Consider the following 19,035-nt stretch of genomic DNA (forward strand, 5'->3'; position numbering starts at 1 on the left):
TATGTTTCTCTTATTTCACCCGGCATCTAAATATGACGGGATTATCATCATCTTGAGATAAATCAATGATAGATTGTATTCTTTGTTTGTCAGCCGGATTAGTAAATTCAGCTTTATCAAAATACCTCCTCCATAACTTCAAACTTTGCATAGTATCCCAAAAAATCAGATAGTTATCCTCTATAAAAAATTCATTATTTATAGATTTTCTATCCAAACTATTAAAACGCAACAGTTTTCCCATCTGGGAACTATAATCGCGCTTATCAATCAAAAAATATCTGAGTCCTTTTCCTTCTGTGTAAGTTCCTAATATATATCCAGCAGATTGTTGTAAATGAACAATTCCGGAAATATGTCCTCCTTGTGTAGAAGATGTCCGGTCTTCACCATTAGGGAAGTGAATGACGCATTGAGGTGAGACTGTCAATTTATCAATCTGATATATGGTATCATTTGATCGATAATAAGCAAAAGACTTTAATTTATCTATCCGCCCACAAGGATGATTTATTGTCCAAGCCGGCTCGTTTGCAATACGATCTGCCGTAAAAGGCAAATAACCTTCTGTTTTCCGCATACTTAAATCATATCGGAAACAATTATAATCACCTATTGGAGAAGTAAAATAGTTAGATATAAAATAAAGATAATTATCAAGTGCAACCACTCCGGAATGATGAGCATTATAGGGTATATCATCTTTAATTTCATCATCTACCATATCATATACAACATACTTATTCTGATAATAATCCTGGATAAATACAGAATCCCCTTTTATCGTAAAATCTCCAATTACACTGTATTCACCAGGACCGTTTCCCTTATTGCTAATATAACGGATAAACTTGCCCTCTTTATCAAACAGATATATCTTTTGACTTACACGTGCATCCGAGACTAATATATACTTGTCAGTAAATGAAATCTTGTTAATAAAGCCAATAAGGCAACTGTCCGTTGTCTCTAATTTGATTACTTCTATCGAGTCCTTCATCATAACAGAGATATCTAAGCTCTTCAGGCAACTATCCGGATGCATAGCAATAGTAGGAATAGGACCTTGCAATGTATTTCGCTGACAACCTATGCAGCAAAAAACTACTAATATAAATAAATACAGTTGTTTCATCCTCTATTTGATTATAACCAGACTTCTGTGCATGGCCAACTTCTACATGCCCCTTCGGTACCATCACAAATACCAATTCTGCCTTCAACAGGGATATGCTCTAACCTACCCGTGCTTTCATCAAAAACTTCATTATTAAGATAGCACACATGTTTAGTTGCTATTCTCATATCACTACCTATTCCACCTTCCGGAAAGGCGAGACTCTCAACATTAACCAACATAATGTCTTCTATTTTCTTATTTTTTTGATTACTCTTAACGATATTAACTACCGTAAACAAGCTTATTAATAATACACCAACTACTGAAAATTTAACTTTCATATATTTCATTTTTATAATTTTGCGCAATATAATAAAAAATAAAAACAAATTCAAAACATTTTCTTATTTATAATATAAAAACAGATACCGGCAAAAGTTTCATCTGTCAATAGTACACCGGCTTGCCACCCTCCAATAAGAAAGGACGCTGCATATGCCCCATATATGTATCGCCGTATACCAGAAACAGTGAGCGGACAGGTACCTCTCCAAAATCCAGTGTACGAGAATCTTTAGAGGTTACTTCTTTTAGTGGTTGCCAGCCATCTTTCCAATAAAGCAGCGTATAAGGTTCGTCACCCAACTTCAAAACCCGCTTTACATCATAAGTAAGAATACCATCCAACAAAGTAGGCTGCCGAGTCGGAGTAATGAAGTGAATGCTATCCGGGGTCATCACAAACGGATCACCTATCGGAAACAACTTTCCCTCCTTATCCGCCACCTGAAAATAAAGTAATCCGTAAGGCAACACGCGGTGCAATACACTGTTATCTTTCACTCTTCCCTGCGACACTACCTTGAAAGTTCCACGATTAAAAGTAGCGATATAAGCCACCGTATCCGATGTATGCACAGGTAACCGGACACTGTCGGACAAATAATACTGGGCAGTCACCCCCTTCAGTAAGCGATTGACCAATTGCGCATTCCAACGGTTGCGCTCTATTTCCGGCTCTGGCTGGCGTTCATAACAAACACGCTGCACCAAAGGAGCAATCCATCGATTCCGCTCCGGTTCACGCTCATAAGGAGAAAAGTAGAAAAATTTTCCGTCTTCATCGGTAAAACTGTTGTAAGCATGTCCTCCGTTTACCTTACCGTGGTATGGAAGAATATCCAGATTCAGCGGGATACCGACAGCGCGCATCAATTGAACCGCATTCAATGCCAGATGATCACAGGTACCTCCGCCCAGCTTCTCTATCAACTCGATAGAGAAGTCCCCCGGTATTTTGGCAGCATCATGAAGATATTTCTTTCCATGTTGTGAGTTAAAGAAGAAAACGACCTCCTGCATGGTAGCTCCTGCCCGTGCCAACGAGTCGGCCGTCGTCTTATAACGCATATAGTAGTAAGAACGCCACCGGTCCAAAGGCTCCTGTTTTAACCGATAAGGCAATATATTCCGGCAAAACTCTCCAAAAGACAATTGTTTGCACCAAGGATATTTTTGCCAGACCTCAAAAGCTAAATCAATGTTTTCTATCAAATAGTCGGCAGTAATACACGTTAAGTCCGGTTCAGGCTCTTGCCGTATATAACAGCTATCACTTTCTTGAAGCGAATAACGGATCGTCCCTTTACCAATCATATTTTCTATCAAAAAGCAGGCAGCTCTATGTTTCAACGAATCGTCTTCGTAATGCCCTAATACTTGTTGAAGTTCCTTCCGATTGTCTCCTGCCATTGTGAGAGCCAACTTTAACGGAGCATCATGTATCGGCGAACAAGAAAAATGAAGCAAAGACAAAAGCAATATGCCAATAAAGTGTTTCATCAGAAATCAGTCTTTAGTTTTTCAAAGTTAACAAAATTGTTCTTTCCCAAAGATATATCTTTTTTATAACGATACAGAGAAAACAGTACGTTATTTTAATACATCCCGATTTGTCACTCCCAATTTTTCGGACACACTTTATATATAACATTGAATATACTCACCACGAAGTTAAAATCAGAAGTCCTAAAGATGGCATTCAAAGTTTATCCGAACCCTCAGAGAAACAGTTTCCTTCACACATCTTTCTTCATCTTAGCGTTGAAGATACACATCTTGGCGTACAAGATATACATCTTAGCACGCAAGATGCACATCTCAGCAGCTAAGATGAACTATAACTACCGACAAGAACAAGTTTACTTCCGGTTCTTTAACTTTTTGAGAAGAACAGTGTGCTATTTATAATCAAACCCTTAACATTGATCTTTCCCTTAACGGACAATATTGGTCCATCACACCTATATCCCAAACCGGAAGCATGCAACCGGAGACACAAAAGAACTCTCAGTCCAACTGTTCCACCCCGCCATTTTATTCATTCCTTAAGATCATGATCTTTATTGAAATTAACAAAGAGTATGGGGGTATTATTCAAATCATCCACCTTATTTATAAAGAATTCATCAGAAAGTCGTTATCTTTGCACGTTCCCAAGTAGATAACAATAAATACACGCAATATATCAATGGAAAAGAACTTTAAAAGAACTACCGTCACATCGGCACTGCCGTATGCGAACGGTCCCGTCCATATCGGCCATTTGGCCGGTGTATATGTACCGGCAGACATCTATGTCCGCTATCTGCGACTGAAAAAAGAAGATGTACTTTTCATCGGAGGTTCCGACGAACATGGGGTACCCATCACCATCCGTGCCAAAAAGGAAGGTATCACTCCGCAGGATGTGGTAGACCGCTATCACTTCCTGATTAAGAAATCATTCGAAGAATTCGGTATCTCGTTTGACGTATACAGCCGTACATCGTCCAAAACACACCACGAACTGGCTTCCGACTTTTTCAAGACTTTGTATGAAAAGGGTGAGTTCATCGAAAAAACTTCAGAACAATATTATGACGAAGAGGCACACCAGTTCCTGGCCGACCGTTATATCACCGGAGAATGTCCGCATTGCCACTCGGAAGGTGCTTATGGCGACCAATGTGAAAAGTGTGGAACTTCACTTTCACCTACCGATTTGATTAACCCGAAAAGTGCCATCAGCGGAAGCAAGCCGGTCATGAAAGAAACCAAACACTGGTATCTGCCACTTGACAAACATGAAACATGGCTGCGCCAGTGGATATTGGAAGATCACAAAGAATGGCGTCCGAATGTATACGGACAGTGCAAAAGCTGGCTCGACATGGGTTTGCAGCCACGTGCAGTCAGCCGTGATCTGGACTGGGGTATTCCTGTGCCGGTAGAGGGAGCCGAAGGTAAAGTCCTCTATGTATGGTTCGATGCCCCGATCGGTTACATCTCAAATACGAAAGAGCTGCTTCCCGATTCATGGGAGACCTGGTGGAAAGATCCTGAAACCCGCCTGGTTCATTTTATCGGAAAAGATAACATCGTATTCCACTGCATCGTATTCCCTGCCATGCTGAAGGCTGAAGGCAGCTATATTCTACCGGATAACGTACCGAGCAACGAATTCCTGAACCTGGAAGGAGACAAGATATCGACCTCGCGTAACTGGGCAGTGTGGCTGCACGAATACCTGGAAGACTTCCCTGGAAAACAGGATGTATTGCGTTATGTATTGACAGCCAATGCACCCGAAACCAAGGATAACGATTTCACCTGGAAAGACTTCCAGGCACGCAATAATAACGAATTGGTAGCCGTTTACGGGAACTTCGTGAACCGTGCGATGGTATTGACACAGAAATACTTCGAAGGTAAAGTACCTGCTGCGGGTGAACTTACTGATTATGATAAAGAGACGCTGAAAGAGTTCTCCGACGTTAAAGCTGAAGTTGAAAAACTACTCGATGTATTCAAATTCCGCGACGCGCAGAAAGAGGCGATGAACCTGGCCCGTATCGGTAATAAATATCTGGCTGACACAGAACCCTGGAAGCTGGCAAAAACTGACATGGAACGTGTAGGCACTATCCTGAATATCTCTCTGCAACTGGTAGCCAACCTGGCCATTGCTTTCGAACCGTTCCTTCCGTTCAGTTCGGAACGCTTACGCCGGATGCTGAATATGGATAGCTTCGACTGGGCAGAATTGGGACGGAACGACCTGCTTCCTGCCGGACATCAACTGAACAAGCCGGAACTACTGTTCGAAAAGATAGAAGATGCCACTATTGAAGCACAAGTACAGAAGCTGCTCGATACGAAGAAGGCAAACGAAGAAGCAAACTACAAAGCCAAACCAATCCGCGCCAATATCGAGTTTGACGACTTCATGAAACTCGATATCCGTGTAGGCACCGTTCTCGAATGTCAGAAAGTGCCTAAGGCCGACAAACTGTTACAGTTCAAGATAGACGACGGACTGGAGACACGTACCATCGTCAGCGGTATCGCACAACACTACAAACCGGAAGAGCTGGTAGGCAAGCAGGTCTGCTTCATCGCCAATCTGGCTCCACGTAAACTGAAAGGCATCGTCAGCGAAGGTATGATCCTGAGTGCCGAAAACAATGACGGCAGCCTGGCTGTCGTAATGCCCGGACGGGAAGTGAAACCCGGAAGTGAAGTGAAATAAGTAATAAAATAAAGGGTGTACTCAGGGCTCTATTGAATGGGGCTCCGGGTGCACCCTCTGTTTTTTTATTCAACCGTACTAACGTTTTAAGAACGAAAAGGAGGAATCTGCTTTAATATGACAGAGCAATCGCTAAAAGAGAAAACAGCCAAAGGATTATTCTGGGGAGGATTCAGCAATGGCATCCAGCAATTACTGAACCTTCTGTTCGGAATCATCCTCCTCCGTATACTGGATGCAACGGACTACGGTATGATAGGCATGCTGGCCATATTTACCGCTATAGCCAATTCCATACAGGAAAGTGGTTTTACTGCCGCTCTCGCCAATAAGCAAGTGTTCCGTCATGAAGATTACAATGCGGTGTTCTGGTTCAGTTTTCTGATGGGGGCATCGCTTTATCTGCTACTCTTTTTCTGTGCCCCTCTTATAGCGGATTTTTATAAGACTCCACAGCTCGTTCCCTTATCCCGTTTCCTCTTCTTAGGCTTTCTGATCTCCAGTTGCGGGACCGCCCACAATGCGGTGTTGTTTAAAAAACTAATGGTAAAAGAGAAAGCGAAAGCTACGATTATCGCACTACTTTGCTCGGGGACCATAGGAATCGTAATGGCATACAACGGAATGGCTTTCTGGGGCCTGGCCGTACAGCAGATCACTTATATTTCCATCGCCAATGCGTTGCTGTGGCACTTCTCTCAATGGCGTCCCACTTTTTCATTTAATTTCAAACCCATCAGAGAGATGCTTCCATTCAGTAGTAAGCTACTTATCACCAATGTATTCCATTACATCAATGATAATATATTCTCTGTTCTTCTGGGACGTTTTTATACCAGTCAGGATGTAGGATATTATACGCAAGCCAACAAATGGACCAATATGGGATTCTCACTGATCAGCAACATGATCAACGGGGTGTCTCAGCCTGTCCTGGTCGAAACCGCTTCCGACGCCATGCGACAGAAAAATATATTTCGGAAGATGCTGCGTTTTACAGCCTTCGTATCGTTTCCCTCCATGTTCGGACTGGCATTGATAGCCAACGAGTTCATCGTAATTGCCGTCACCGCCAAATGGCAGGCATGTGTACCCATCATGCAGATTCTTTGCATCTGGGGAGCATTTGTCCCCATTACTTATATGTACTCCAATCTGCTGATCAGTAAAGGAAAATCGAATCTGTTTATGTGGAATACCATTGCACAGAGCCTGGTTCAACTCACAATACTTCTTTGTACGATCTCACAAGGCATACTCGTCATGGTCGCGATTTATACGGTTATCAACATCGGCTGGCTGTTGATATGGCATTACTTCGTAAACAAGCAGATACACATTACCCTGTGGGAGGCCCTGAAAGATATCACCCCGTACCTACTGATTTCCATAGCAGTCATAGGCGCCAGCCATTTCTTAACACTCGGCTTCCACAACCTTTATGTGTTGCTGATACTCAAGATAACAATAGCCGTGAGCCTTTATGTATTCATCATGTGGATCGGCAAATCGGTGATTTTCTTTGAAAGTGTACAGTTTATCCGGAAAAAACTCCAGAAATAAGCTATGAATATCCTGATTCAACAAACCAAAGCATTTCCTCACCGTGCCAATAGTTTTTATTGGTTCTATGCGCAACTGACCGAATGGCTGACTGCACACGGGGTAGATAGCAAACTTTACTTTTCGTACCTGGAACTGGCTGACAGTGAATTTGAGAACGGGCTCTTGCTACCCGATCATTATCCTCAGTTCTACACTCCCCGGAACATCGAGGCAATCTGTGAATTTATTGCCGATAAGAAAATAAATGTAATTCTTGACTACTCACATGTCATCACCGGAGACACACGCAGATATTACCTTGAAATCAGGAAAAGAAATCCCGGTATAAAAATATTCACGATGATTCACAACTGCCCCAGCCACACGACGCAGTTGAAACAATACGAATTGTCTACACTCCGTTTTAAGGATGTACGCGGGGCAAAACAATTCTTTCAATGGATGTTGCCACAACTTTATATCAACTTGTTAAAAAGAGTGGTCAGCCACCAGAACCGTTCAGCCTACGACACGCTTGATGAAGTAGTGCTGCTTTCGCCTGCCTATATCCCCGAGTTCAGAAAACTTATCGGTAAAAAAGATGCCCGGAGGCTATCTGCCATTCCCAATGCCATACAACCTGTACATAGCGTCATCCCAATAGAACAGAAGGATAAAGAAATTATCTTTGTGGGCAGAATGGCAACCGAAAAGGCATTACCCAGATTATTGAAAATATGGGAAATGATTCAGGATAAACTGCCGGACTGGAAACTTACACTCGTAGGAGACGGACCGCGATTCGACACATGCCGGCAGATCATCAGGGAAAAAGAATTGAAACGTGTCCGACTGACAGGTCATCAAATGTCTATTCCCTATATCGACCGTGCACGGATCATCTGTCTGACTTCTGTCATAGAAGGATTGCCCACCGTATTTACGGAAGCGATGTCATTAGGGGTAATTCCCATCGGATTCGACTCTTTCAATGCAATCTACGATATGATAGATGACGGAGTAGACGGATTTATTATCCCCGACAACAATTATGAGCAATATGCGGCAACTATTCTTCGTTTAGCCGGAGATGACACACTTCGCTGCCAGATAGCCCATAAAGCACAAACCCGTAAAAGCAGGTACGACATCGAGCATGTAGGCCCGCTATGGATGGACACTTTCCGCAGACACGGATTAATTTAACAGAAGAACACCATGAAAGTAACGATCTATCCTCATTCTACCAGTAAGGGCGATATACGGGTTAACCCGTATATCAGCGACTTTATCCAAACATTGGAACAAAACGGAATGATAATAGCCAATCCTCCACATAAGAATCCACTGTTCAGCCTTATCCCGCAGAAAACGGACAGTGACGCTTATATTTTTCACTGGCTGGAGAATGTACCGGATTATAAATACGGAGTATTACAAACCCTCGCTGCGATCTGGCTCCTTTTCAAAATCAAACTGCACAACAAAAAAGTGATATGGTTCCTGCACAACAAGCAGCCTCACATAATGAAGCACCGATGGTCGAAAAAGCTATTGATACACCTCCTTCTCCGCAAAGCGGATTTGATAGTGACCCACGCCACAGAAGGTATAAAAGTTGTTCAGGATCAATACCCGAAAGCCGTTCCCAGAACGATATTCTTACATCACCCCACAAAGAACCGGATAGAAGAATATATGCCTCAACCGGCAGAAACCGACCTGTTGATCTGGGGTAATATCTCCCGATACAAAGGAGTGCCGGAATTCGTGCGCTTTGCCGCGCGACATTCACTAAAGCTCAAGACTAAAATTATCGGCAAATGCAGCTCTACGGAACTGCTGGAAGAGTTGCGGACAGAAGGTAACGACAGGATCAGTATTGAGGACCGGAGTATCCCTTTTGACGAATTAAAACAAGAGATACGCAAATCACGCTTCGTACTGATACCCTATGCTGCCGAATCAATCCTGAGTTCGGGAATACTGATGGATTCTCTTTCATTCGGAGCTCAAGTAATCGGACCGGATGTAGGCTCTTTCAAGGACTATGCAGCCGATCCTTTACTGAACGTATATACTTTTCATACGTTTGAAGACATACCGGACCTTGTCAACAAAGCAAACAAGGCGGTAAACATAGCCGATTACAATCGCTTCCTCGACACACACAGTTGGAACGAATTCGGCAAAGAATTCCAAAATTTACTTCAGAAAATAATACAGTTATGAAAGTTCTCTATACATTCGGCGGAATGCCCCATTACCTGAACGCCATGCTCAACAAGCTCCACGAAAAGGGAGTGGAAGTCACAGTCGTTACTCCACAAAAAGGAAATGCCACCATCGGCAAAGGGGTAAAAATGGTAGAAGGAGGTACATACAGGCATCTCACCAGTACCGAAAAGAAAGCATTTTACGGAAAAAGCGCTTACCCTGCCTTACCGGAAATAGTGCGTGAAGAACGACCGGACATTTTAGTAATGGGATGGCCCTACTTCCTGCAAGTATTCTTCCAACCCGGATTGAGAAAAGCTATGAAGGAGTGCCGGACACGGTTGGTGATTCGCGAGATTCCTTTCCAAACCCCTCCCTATGGAAAAATTAAAGAGTATTTCCGGAAAAACCCGATGTACGACGAAAATATGAGGCTGGTGAGTACCGGAACCGGCTTTTACCTTAAACAATGGCTCACGGCCAAAATACGCAAATATTGCTACGCACGTGCCACTGGAACACTGAATTACTCAACGGCCGCATACGATATCCTCCCTTCGTATGGTGTGAAGCGGGAACAGATACATGTTACTTACAACTCTACAGACACAGAATCGTTGCTGAAGGAAAAAGAAGCTGTTCTCGCCTCGGCTCCGCTTCTTCCCCACTCCGCCAAACGTGCCTTGCACATCGGCCGGTTGGTGAAATGGAAAAGAGTAGATCTGCTGATCGACGCATTTCCCAAGGTTATCGCTAATCATCCGGACGCAGAACTGGTCATAGTAGGTGACGGACCGGAACTGGATAACTTAAAGAAGCAAGCAGCCGAACGGAACCTGACGGATCGGATTCGTTTCATCGGTGCAGTATATAACCCCAAAGAATTGGGAGCTTATATGAACGAATCAACAGTCTATGTACTGGCAGGCATGGGAGGTCTATCCATCAATGATGCCATGACTTACGGATTACCTGTAGTCTGCTCGGTATGCGACAGCACTGAACGTGATCTGGTAACGGACGGAGTGAACGGACTCTTCTTCAGGGAAGGTGATGCCGGCAGTCTGAGCGACAAACTTAACGAACTGTTCGCCTCTCCCGGACGTTGTGCCGAGATGGGACGTGAATCGGAACGAATCATCCGCGAGAAAATCAACATTGAAACGGTAAGCGAACGTTATTTGCAAGCTTTCCGAACTTTTATGCAGTAAAAATGGAGTACGATAAAAAAGAATGATTATCTTTAGGCAGACAATAATCATTTAATAGCTCTACTACTATGACCGATCTTACCATCCTTATCGCAGTCATCGCATTGGCTCTATGGCCGATTGTATTCCTTATATCACGTATCCTGCACGAGAGGAACAAGCTTGCAAAACCCTCGGGGGACACAGCCTCTTCCGAAACAGAAGAGGAAACAGAGGAAATGGCCACCTCCGCACTGGTTATGAGTATCCTTCAACAGCTTGGTTGCCAGCCGGAAGTGAACGAAGAAAACCACATCAGCTTTAAGTATCAGGGAGACGACTTTCTTGTTGCAGCCGAGGACGGACTTCGGCTGATCATTGTATGGAACCCCTGGTGGGCCTCTATCAGCATCGATAATCAAGCGTTGCCTTATCTCAAAGAGATTATCAATGCGGTCAATATGAATTCATTAGTGACCACTGTCTATGCACTGGACGAAGATGAGAAAACACTGGGTATCCACAGCAAATGCCACATGCTTTTTGCACCGGAAGAAGAGGAACCGGAGAAAAGTTTCACCGATTTGCTGGACAGTTTCTTCACAACTCACAATACCATTAAGGAAAACCTGAAACAATTGGGCAACGGAATGCCCGATATGGAAAAGAAAGAACGGGTCAGAATCAAAGGGTTTGCCGCTTATAAGGATAACAGTACCGAACTGAAAGGGGAATAGCTCCCCATCTCACTCCGGCAAAAGAATCTAACGGATCAGTGCCGCTATGATACGTTCGCACGCATGCCCGTCACCATAAGGGTTATGTGTTTCGGACATACGCCTGTATAATTCTTTATTGTGAAGCAATTCGGTCACATTACCGACAATGGCCTCAGCATTCGTTCCCACCAGTTTCACCGTCCCGGCTTCTACTGCTTCCGGCCGTTCGGTAGTATTCCGCATTACCAACACCGGCTTGCCGAGCGAAGGAGCTTCTTCCTGTACCCCGCCACTGTCAGTCAGCAACAAAGTAGAATGTTGCATTGCGAAAATAAACGGCAGATAATCGAGCGGTGAAATAAGATACACATTATCCACCCCGGACAGAAGCTCGTATACAGGTTTTTGAACATTCGGATTCAGGTGTACCGGATATACAATATCCATATCGGGATGCAGTGCAGCGAGTTCTTTAATTGCTTTACAGATATGCAAGAATCCCTCTCCGAAGTTCTCGCGGCGGTGCCCGGTAACCAGAATATATTCGCGTCTACCTACTTCGTAACCTTTGTCGCGAAGTTCTTCATGCAGTCTTTCTTTGACTCCCGGTTTCTCCGAAATGATATCGACCGCCATCAGCAAAGCATCGATCACCGTATTGCCCGTAACAAAGATCTTTTTTTCATCAATATTTTCCTGCAACAAATTCTGTTTCGACTTCCCGGTAGGAGCGAAATAGTAAGTGCAAATACGATCCGTCACCTGACGGTTCATCTCCTCCGGCCAGGGAGAGAGCATATCGTAGGTACGCAAACCGGCTTCAACATGTCCCACGGCAATCTGTTGATAGAACGCAGCCAACGAAGCAGCCATGGATGTTGTGGTATCTCCATGCACCAATACCGTGTCGGGACAGAAGTCTTTCAGTACATCACGCAACCCCAACAACACTTTAGTCGTAATATCATATAAATCCTGATTGGGTGCCATGATGTTCAAATCGTAATCAGGAATGATGTCGAATACCTCGAGCACCTGGTCTAACATTTGGCGATGTTGCGCCGTCACACACACTTTCGTATCAAAGTGTTCCGTATCTTTTTGCAAAGCCTTTACCAACGGAGCCATTTTAATGGCTTCGGGACGGGTACCGAAAACAAGTAATATCTTTTTCATTGAACGATTACGATTGAGATTAGACAATTTCTATTTTCTGACTCCGCAAAAATCCAGTTCCAGTTTTCCCTCTTCGCGGGGTAATTCTACAAACGGAGTGTGGCGCACGAGCCATACAACAATATCGGCTTTTTTGTAAGCCTCCCGATAATCTGTCAAATGAAAGCTGGCGTGTGAAGCGACATTAGGTTCAACAATCAATACTTCAGCACGCGACTCGGATACGATACGGGAAGCGATATATTTGGCAGGGGACTCACGCAAATCATCGATATTGGGTTTGAAGGCAAGCCCCATGCAGGCTACTACCGGTTCCCGGTCATTCTTCTCCACAAACTGCTGGCAGGCTTCCATTACTTTGTTGGCACACCAATCGGCTTTATAATCATTCGTTTCACGGGCACGTTTGATGATCTGTGCCTGTTCGGGATAGTCCGAAACAATAAACCAGGGGTCAACCGCTATACAATGCCCGCCCACTCCGCAACCGGGTTGGAGGATATTTACACGCGGATGCTTATTCGCTAAATCAATCAGTTCCCATACGTTGATACCTGCCTTGTCGCAAATCATAGACAATTCGTTGGCAAAAGCAATCTGTGAGTCGCGCGAGGAATTCTCGGTGAGTTTACACATTTCTGCTGTCCGGGCATTGGTAGGATGCAGTTTACCCTGTACAAAGGCAGAATAAAACTCAATGGCCTTTGCTGTCGATTCGGGATTGATACCACCGATAACCCGGTCGTTATGAACCAGTTCATAAAGTGTATTGCCGGGCAACACACGCTCGGGACAATAAGCTATGTATATCTTATCTTTGAGTTCGGGACGCTCCTTATAAATGACTTCGGCCATGCGTTCGGTAGTAAATACCGGTGAGGTGGATTCTATCACGAACAAATTGCCTTCCCGTAGATAAGGAATTACGGAACGGGTAGCCGATTCCACATAGGTGATGTCTGCACGGTGGTTTTGCTTGAAAGGAGTAGGCACTACCACAAAGAAGGCGTCTGCCTGCTCGGGCTTTGAAACCGCACGAAGGTTTCCTGTCCGCACTACCTTTTTGACAATTTGGTCCAGTTCCGGCTCCACAATATGTATCTTACCCTGATTGATGGTTTCTACAACCGAAGGATTAACGTCCACACCTACAACCTCATAACCATGACCGGCAGCCACGGCAGCCGTAGGAAGTCCAATATAGCCTAATCCTAAAAAAACAACCTTTTTCATACGTATATCTCCTTATCTATAAGTGCCGCAAAAGTACAAATAATATGTGACTTTGTACGGTTTCTCACCGAAAACCACTACTTTTGCCAAAACATTTCGATCGAATGAGAGTTTTAATTATCAATACTTCCGAACGTATGGGTGGAGCAGCCGTCGCGGCAAGCCGCCTGATGGAATCGTTGAAAAACAACGGTATCAAAGCCAAAATGCTGGTGCGCGACAAGCAAACCGACCAGATCAGTGTAGTAGGTCTGCAACGCAACTGGTGGCAAGTATGGAGGTTCGTTTGGGAACGTATCGTCATCTGGAAAGCCAACCGCTTCAAGAAAAATAATCTTTTCGCAGTCGATATAGCCAATACGGGTACGGATATTACAAGCTTGCCCGAGTTCCAGCAGGCAGACGTCATCCATCTGCATTGGGTGAATCAGGGAATGTTGTCATTAAACGATATCCGGAAGATACTGAAATCCGGTAAACCGGTCGTATGGACCATGCATGACATGTGGCCCTGCACGGGCATTTGCCATCACGCCCGCGAATGTACCAACTATCATCAGGAATGCCATCACTGCCCGTACCTATACGGGGGAGGAAGCAAGAAAGATTTGTCAAACCGTATCTTTCATAAGAAGCAACAACTCTATAAAGAAGCCCCGATCACTTTCATCACTTGCAGCCAATGGCTGAAAGGACAGGCCGAAAAGAGTGCCTTGCTGGCAGGAGAGACAGTAATCAGTATTCCTAACCCCATAAATACCAATCTTTTCAAGCCCAGAGACAAAAAAGAAGCGCGCCGCAAATGTCATCTACCCCAAAATGGTAAACTGATCCTTTTCGGTTCGGCAAAAATTACCGATAAGCGGAAAGGCATCGATTATCTGATTGAATCGTGCAAGTTACTGGCAGATAGGCATCCAGAATTGAAAGAATCGCTTGGTGTGGTTGTCTTTGGCAAGCAATCGGAACAACTGAAATCACTTCTTCCCTTCAAAGTATACCCGCTTAACTATGTAAGCAACGAACACGAGTTGGTGGATGTCTACAATGCAGTCGACCTCTTTGTCACCCCCTCACTGGAAGAGAATCTGCCTAATACCATCATGGAAGCTATGGCATGCGGTGTACCTTGCATTGGCTTTAACGTAGGCGGCATCCCGGAAATGATAGATCATCTGCATAACGGATATGTAGCACAATACAAATCATCCGAAGATTTTGCCAACGGTATCTACTGGGCACTGACCGATCCGGACTATCCCTCCCTCTCGGAACAAGCTAACCGGAAAGCGATTGCCAACTATTCGGAAAGTATCATCGCCAAGAGATACATCGATGTCTACAACAAAATTACAGGAAGATATGCATAGCCACCTCAGCCCCAGATTCTCGGTCATCACGGTGACTTACAATGCCGAAAAGGTATTGGAGGATACCATACAGAGCGTGATTTCACAGACCTATCATCATGTGGAATATATCATCATCGACGGTGCATCGAAAGACGGCACTATGGCGATTGTAAACCGATACCGGGACCGGATCAGCCGAGTGGTGAGTGAACCGGACAAAGGACTTTATGACGCAATGAACAAAGGGATTGCCCTGGCAACAGGAGACTATCTTTGTTTTCTGAATGCCGGAGACAGTTTCCATGAAGACGATACACTGCAAAAGATGGTTCACTCCATCAATGCCAATGAACTGCCCGACGTGCTGTATGGGCAAACCGCCTTGGTAGACACAGAAAGACACTTCCTCCGCATGCGCAGGTTATCGGCACCGGAGACCCTGTCCTGGAAAAGTTTCAAACAGGGAATGCTCGTATGCCATCAGGCTTTCTTTGCCCGCCACACACTCGTCGAACCATATGACTTACAGTATCGCTTCTCGGCAGACTTTGACTGGTGCATACGTATCATGAAGAAGGCACGCACCTTACACAACACACATCTCACTCTGGTTGATTATCTGGAAGAGGGGATGACAACGCAGAACCGCAAGAAATCACTTCTCGAACGGTTCCGCATCATGACCCGATATTATGGTTTACTGAGTACCCTTGCATATCATGCCTGGTTTGTGGTAAGAAGTCTCTTCATCAAATCAGCCACTCCTTCCGACGCTCCTTTCTGAATGACATGTATCGGGCGGAAGCTATGCACATCCACCGGTTTGGGATCGATAAGGTATACTTCTGCATTCCGAGGTACGTAATTAAGCAACCCCGCTGCAGGATATACATTCATCGATGTACCGATAATCACAAAGATATCGGCTTTTTCTACCCAATTGATAGCTGTCTCTATCTCCGGGACCGACTCACCAAACCAAACTATAAACGGACGAAGCTGCGAACCGTCTCCGGCAAGATCACCCATCTTTACTTCAAACTCCTCCGGCCTCAGTTCTTTAATGTAGTGGGGGTTATTCGGATCCCGGCTTGAACATACCTTAGTCAGTTCACCATGCAAATGGATGATGTGGCTGCTGCCTGCCCGTTCGTGTAGGTTGTCTATGTTCTGCGTTACAATCGTTACACGGAAATCTTTCTCGAGTTCGGCCAGCAATTCGTGCCCCCGATTGGGTACTACTTCCAGCAACTGCTTACGTCGTTCATTATAGAAACGGACCACCAATTCGGGATTACGCGCATACCCCTCGGGGGTAGCTACCTGCTCCACCGGATAACGATCCCACAACCCTCCTGCGTCACGAAAGGTACTGATACCACTTTCGGCGCTCATACCGGCGCCTGACAATACAACCAGATTCTTCATACCAACTATTAATTTAAAGAAAAGCCCCCTCTGCCCGTTTTCGAGAAAAGCCAGAAGATGGAGCCTCACAAATTTAACTAAAATCTCCGAATAAACGAAGAAACCACCAAACATTCCACTTCTTCCCAATGCCTTTCCCATGACCGCCTGACCCGGATCGCATTGGATAATACAAACAATCCTTTCAATAAACATCTTCCATCCCGGTTACGAAGTTAGCCGATAATAAGAAATTTTAAAACCAAAAAGTAAAATCATTCAAATAAAACACTTACTTTTGCCGCTTGTTAATTTGCAACTGACTGAAAGTGAAATAGAACATTCGGTCTCCAACAAAAAAATATATGGATAAATTTAGTTATGCAATTGGCCTCGGAATCGGCCAGAATTTATTAGGAATGGGTGCTAAAGGCATCGCAGTAGATGACTTTGCTCAAGCTATAAAAGATGTGCTCGAAGGAAACCAGACAGCCATCAGCCATCAGGAAGCCCGCGAAATCGTGAATAAATATTTCGAAGAGCTGGAAACCAAAATGAATGCAGCTAACATCGAACAAGGAAAAGCATTCCTGGAAGAAAACAAAAAAAGACCGAATATTGTTACCCTGCCCAGTGGACTACAATACGAAGTAATCACTGAAGGTAAAGGAAAGAAAGCCCAGGCTACCGATCAGGTGAAATGCCACTATGAAGGTACACTGATTGACGGAACTTTGTTCGACAGCTCTATCAAACGCGGACAACCTGCCGTTTTTGGTGTAAATCAGGTAATCCCGGGATGGGTAGAGGCTTTGCAGTTGATGCCGGAAGGTTCAAAATGGAAACTTTATATCCCTTCTGAATTGGCTTACGGCGCACAGGGAGCAGGAGAAATGATCCCTCCTCACAGCACACTCGTATTCGAAGTAGAATTAATCGAAGTATTATAAAAATAAAATCGTAAAGCAAAATGAAAAAAGTAAGTATTTTAGCTGCTGTAGCCATAGCAACAGGCTTAGCTTCATGTACGGCTCAGGCTCCTAAAGCCACTCTCAAAACCGATGTAGATTCACTGTCATACGCTATCGGCATCAGCCAGACTAACGGTCTGAAAGACTATCTGTCACAGCGCATGGAGATGGATACAGCATACATTGCAGACTTCCTGAAAGGCGTAAACGATGCTGCCAATAAAACAAGCAAAAAAGACCAGGCTTATCTGCTCGGTCTGCAGATCGGATCACAGATGGCTGGTCCTCAGGCTATCAAAGGTATGAATCATCAGCTGTTCGCTGACGACTCGACTATGACTGTCAACAAGAGCGATATCCTTGCAGGTGTGTTCGCAGGTGTACTTAACAAAGATATGAAAATCACTCCAGAAGAAGCTCAGGTGCTGATTCAAAAGATGATGGAAAGCATCAAAGGAAAAGCTGCCGAGAAAAAATATGCCGATAACAAAGCTGCAGGTGAGAAATTCCTTGCTGAAAACAAAACAAAAGAAGGAGTAAAAACCACTGCAAGCGGATTACAGTACAAAGTGATCACTGAAGGTAAGGGTGAAATTCCTAACGATACATGTAAAGTGAAAGTAAACTACAGAGGCAAACTGATTGACGGAACAGAGTTCGAAAGCACTTACACACGTAACGAACCGTTCGTGACTAACGTAGGCGGAGTTATCAAAGGTTGGACAGAAGCTCTGAAAATGATGCCTGTAGGTTCTAAATGGGAACTTTACATCCCGCAAGAACTGGCTTACGGCTCAAGAGCCATGGGACAGATTAAACCGTTCTCAGCATTGGTATTCGAAATCGAATTGCTGGGTATAGAAAAATAAGAAGCAGTCAGGCTTTGCTGAAAAACAAACAGGAGAGATGCCGGATAATTGTATCCGGCATCTCTTTTTTTGCATCCGGATAATTACAATAGAAAGTATACGATTTTTCTGTTTTTTCTGACTTTTATATAGAGAAATTAAAATAAATCTCTATATTTGCTTACTATTTGATAACAATTGGAATTTACATTTATTATTATGGAAAAAATAGACAACCTTGACAGGCAGATTCTGGAGATTATTTCTCAGAACGCCCGTATCCCTTTTAAAGATGTGGCAGCAGAATGCGGCGTTTCACGTGCGGCTATCCATCAACGCGTGCAGAGACTGATTGACCTGGGAGTCATTGTAGGCTCAGGTTATCATGTAAACCCGAAATCTCTGGGCTATCGTACCTGTACTTATGTTGGTATCAAACTGGAAAAAGGCTCTATGTATAAAGCTGTAGTAGCCGAGTTACAAAATATTCCGGAAATCGTAGAATGTCACTTCACGACCGGCCCATATACCATGCTGACCAAAGTATATGCACGCGACAACGAACACCTGATGGACTTGCTAAACAACAAAATGCAGGAGATACCGGGAGTGACTGCCACCGAAACCCTGATCTCGCTGGAGCAAAGCATCAAGAAAGAAATCCCTATCCACGCAGATAAATAACCG

17 protein-coding genes are annotated in these 19,035 nt (G+C 44.2%); 11 read left to right on the forward strand and 6 right to left on the reverse strand.

Features of this window, described 5'->3' with window-relative positions; all coding sequences use genetic code 11:
* Positions 1-10: 10 nt before the first annotated feature.
* The 3 genes from R3O62_RS04340 to R3O62_RS04350 all read right to left on the reverse strand — a co-directional run bounded on the left by R3O62_RS04340 (position 11) and on the right by R3O62_RS04350 (position 2,962).
* Positions 11-1,135, reverse strand: coding sequence for a 6-bladed beta-propeller (locus R3O62_RS04340; RefSeq protein WP_269110274.1), 1,125 nt, complete (start codon positions 1,133-1,135; stop codon positions 11-13).
* Between the two features lie 11 nt (positions 1,136-1,146).
* Positions 1,147-1,461 carry an NVEALA domain-containing protein gene (locus R3O62_RS04345; RefSeq protein ID WP_005822424.1) on the reverse strand — a complete coding sequence of 105 codons (315 nt, stop codon included), beginning with the start codon at positions 1,459-1,461 and terminating at the stop codon, positions 1,147-1,149.
* Positions 1,462-1,567: 106 nt separating this feature from the next.
* A complete protein-coding gene (locus R3O62_RS04350; protein ID WP_269110273.1) occupies positions 1,568-2,962 on the reverse strand; it encodes a hypothetical protein in 1,395 nt (464 codons plus the stop codon).
* Between the two features lie 688 nt (positions 2,963-3,650).
* Between R3O62_RS04350 and metG the strand changes: the two genes are divergently transcribed.
* The 6 genes from metG (at position 3,651) to R3O62_RS04380 (ending at position 11,379) form a co-directional block, all read left to right on the forward strand.
* Positions 3,651-5,690: a methionine--tRNA ligase gene (gene metG, locus R3O62_RS04355; RefSeq protein ID WP_022012088.1), complete on the forward strand. Its 2,040-nt coding sequence runs from the start codon at positions 3,651-3,653 to the stop codon at positions 5,688-5,690.
* Between the two features lie 117 nt (positions 5,691-5,807).
* Positions 5,808-7,253 carry a lipopolysaccharide biosynthesis protein gene (locus R3O62_RS04360; RefSeq protein WP_269110272.1) on the forward strand — a complete coding sequence of 482 codons (1,446 nt, stop codon included), beginning with the start codon at positions 5,808-5,810 and terminating at the stop codon, positions 7,251-7,253.
* A gap of 3 nt (positions 7,254-7,256) precedes the next feature.
* Entirely contained in the window at positions 7,257-8,441 is a 1,185-nt protein-coding gene (locus tag R3O62_RS04365) for a glycosyltransferase (RefSeq protein WP_195317491.1), read from the forward strand.
* A 12-nt stretch (positions 8,442-8,453) separates the two neighbouring features.
* A complete protein-coding gene (locus R3O62_RS04370) occupies positions 8,454-9,467 on the forward strand; it encodes a glycosyltransferase (RefSeq protein WP_317472896.1) in 1,014 nt (337 codons plus the stop codon).
* Entirely contained in the window at positions 9,464-10,663 is a 1,200-nt protein-coding gene (locus R3O62_RS04375) for a glycosyltransferase family 4 protein (protein ID WP_032539111.1), read from the forward strand. Before R3O62_RS04370 ends, R3O62_RS04375 begins: the two co-directional genes overlap by 4 nt.
* A 68-nt stretch (positions 10,664-10,731) precedes the next feature.
* Positions 10,732-11,379, forward strand: a complete 648-nt coding sequence (locus tag R3O62_RS04380; RefSeq protein WP_032539110.1) for a hypothetical protein — start codon at positions 10,732-10,734, stop codon at positions 11,377-11,379.
* A 27-nt stretch (positions 11,380-11,406) separates the two neighbouring features.
* Here the strand turns inward: R3O62_RS04380 and wecB are convergent, their stop codons facing one another.
* Positions 11,407-12,537 carry a non-hydrolyzing UDP-N-acetylglucosamine 2-epimerase gene (gene wecB, locus R3O62_RS04385; protein WP_005811822.1) on the reverse strand — a complete coding sequence of 377 codons (1,131 nt, stop codon included), beginning with the start codon at positions 12,535-12,537 and terminating at the stop codon, positions 11,407-11,409.
* A gap of 30 nt (positions 12,538-12,567) precedes the next feature.
* Positions 12,568-13,770, reverse strand: a complete 1,203-nt coding sequence (gene wecC, locus R3O62_RS04390) for a UDP-N-acetyl-D-mannosamine dehydrogenase (protein WP_005781671.1) — start codon at positions 13,768-13,770, stop codon at positions 12,568-12,570.
* 104 nt (positions 13,771-13,874) lie between these two features.
* On the opposite strand from wecC, the gene R3O62_RS04395 reads away from it, so the two are divergent.
* Positions 13,875-15,140, forward strand: coding sequence for a glycosyltransferase family 4 protein (locus tag R3O62_RS04395; RefSeq protein ID WP_005781668.1), 1,266 nt, complete (start codon positions 13,875-13,877; stop codon positions 15,138-15,140).
* Complete coding sequence (locus tag R3O62_RS04400; RefSeq protein WP_223127686.1) at positions 15,133-15,906, forward strand: glycosyltransferase family 2 protein; 774 nt, start codon at positions 15,133-15,135, stop codon at positions 15,904-15,906. The genes R3O62_RS04395 and R3O62_RS04400 overlap by 8 nt, the downstream gene beginning before the upstream one ends.
* On the opposite strand, the gene R3O62_RS04405 is transcribed toward R3O62_RS04400, so the two are convergent.
* Positions 15,840-16,550 carry an SIR2 family NAD-dependent protein deacylase gene (locus R3O62_RS04405; protein ID WP_005781663.1) on the reverse strand — a complete coding sequence of 237 codons (711 nt, stop codon included), beginning with the start codon at positions 16,548-16,550 and terminating at the stop codon, positions 15,840-15,842. The genes R3O62_RS04400 and R3O62_RS04405 overlap by 67 nt on opposite strands.
* Before the next feature lie 344 nt (positions 16,551-16,894).
* On the opposite strand from R3O62_RS04405, the gene R3O62_RS04410 reads away from it, so the two are divergent.
* The 3 genes from R3O62_RS04410 to R3O62_RS04420 all read left to right on the forward strand — a co-directional run bounded on the left by R3O62_RS04410 (position 16,895) and on the right by R3O62_RS04420 (position 19,032).
* Complete coding sequence (locus R3O62_RS04410; RefSeq protein ID WP_005781661.1) at positions 16,895-17,479, forward strand: FKBP-type peptidyl-prolyl cis-trans isomerase; 585 nt, start codon at positions 16,895-16,897, stop codon at positions 17,477-17,479.
* 20 nt (positions 17,480-17,499) lie between these two features.
* Positions 17,500-18,369: an FKBP-type peptidyl-prolyl cis-trans isomerase gene (locus tag R3O62_RS04415; protein ID WP_317472897.1), complete on the forward strand. Its 870-nt coding sequence runs from the start codon at positions 17,500-17,502 to the stop codon at positions 18,367-18,369.
* Positions 18,370-18,567: 198 nt separating this feature from the next.
* Positions 18,568-19,032, forward strand: coding sequence for an Lrp/AsnC family transcriptional regulator (locus tag R3O62_RS04420; protein ID WP_032529828.1), 465 nt, complete (start codon positions 18,568-18,570; stop codon positions 19,030-19,032).
* Positions 19,033-19,035 lie beyond the last annotated feature (3 nt).

The sequence above is a fragment of the Bacteroides hominis genome (assembly GCF_033042785.2).
Classification (GTDB): Bacteria; Bacteroidota; Bacteroidia; order Bacteroidales; family Bacteroidaceae; genus Bacteroides; species Bacteroides hominis.

Bases quoted from the DNA above. Each gene is read 5' to 3' on its own strand.
- R3O62_RS04365 (WP_195317491.1), top strand. From the start codon at position 7,257: ATGAATATCCTGATTCAACAAACCAAAGCATTTCCTCACCGTGCCAAT.
- R3O62_RS04380 (WP_032539110.1), top strand. From the start codon at position 10,732: ATGACCGATCTTACCATCCTTATCGCAGTCATCGCATTGGCTCTATGG.
- R3O62_RS04405 (WP_005781663.1), bottom strand. From the start codon at position 16,550: ATGAAGAATCTGGTTGTATTGTCAGGCGCCGGTATGAGCGCCGAAAGT.
- R3O62_RS04375 (WP_032539111.1), top strand. From the start codon at position 9,464: ATGAAAGTTCTCTATACATTCGGCGGAATGCCCCATTACCTGAACGCC.
- R3O62_RS04420 (WP_032529828.1), top strand. From the start codon at position 18,568: ATGGAAAAAATAGACAACCTTGACAGGCAGATTCTGGAGATTATTTCT.
- R3O62_RS04340 (WP_269110274.1), bottom strand. From the start codon at position 1,135: ATGAAACAACTGTATTTATTTATATTAGTAGTTTTTTGCTGCATAGGT.
- R3O62_RS04350 (WP_269110273.1), bottom strand. From the start codon at position 2,962: ATGAAACACTTTATTGGCATATTGCTTTTGTCTTTGCTTCATTTTTCT.
- R3O62_RS04400 (WP_223127686.1), top strand. From the start codon at position 15,133: ATGCATAGCCACCTCAGCCCCAGATTCTCGGTCATCACGGTGACTTAC.
- R3O62_RS04360 (WP_269110272.1), top strand. From the start codon at position 5,808: ATGACAGAGCAATCGCTAAAAGAGAAAACAGCCAAAGGATTATTCTGG.
- wecB (WP_005811822.1), bottom strand. From the start codon at position 12,537: ATGAAAAAGATATTACTTGTTTTCGGTACCCGTCCCGAAGCCATTAAA.
- wecC (WP_005781671.1), bottom strand. From the start codon at position 13,770: ATGAAAAAGGTTGTTTTTTTAGGATTAGGCTATATTGGACTTCCTACG.
- R3O62_RS04415 (WP_317472897.1), top strand. From the start codon at position 17,500: ATGAAAAAAGTAAGTATTTTAGCTGCTGTAGCCATAGCAACAGGCTTA.
- R3O62_RS04345 (WP_005822424.1), bottom strand. From the start codon at position 1,461: ATGAAAGTTAAATTTTCAGTAGTTGGTGTATTATTAATAAGCTTGTTT.
- R3O62_RS04410 (WP_005781661.1), top strand. From the start codon at position 16,895: ATGGATAAATTTAGTTATGCAATTGGCCTCGGAATCGGCCAGAATTTA.
- R3O62_RS04395 (WP_005781668.1), top strand. From the start codon at position 13,875: ATGAGAGTTTTAATTATCAATACTTCCGAACGTATGGGTGGAGCAGCC.
- R3O62_RS04370 (WP_317472896.1), top strand. From the start codon at position 8,454: ATGAAAGTAACGATCTATCCTCATTCTACCAGTAAGGGCGATATACGG.
- metG (WP_022012088.1), top strand. From the start codon at position 3,651: ATGGAAAAGAACTTTAAAAGAACTACCGTCACATCGGCACTGCCGTAT.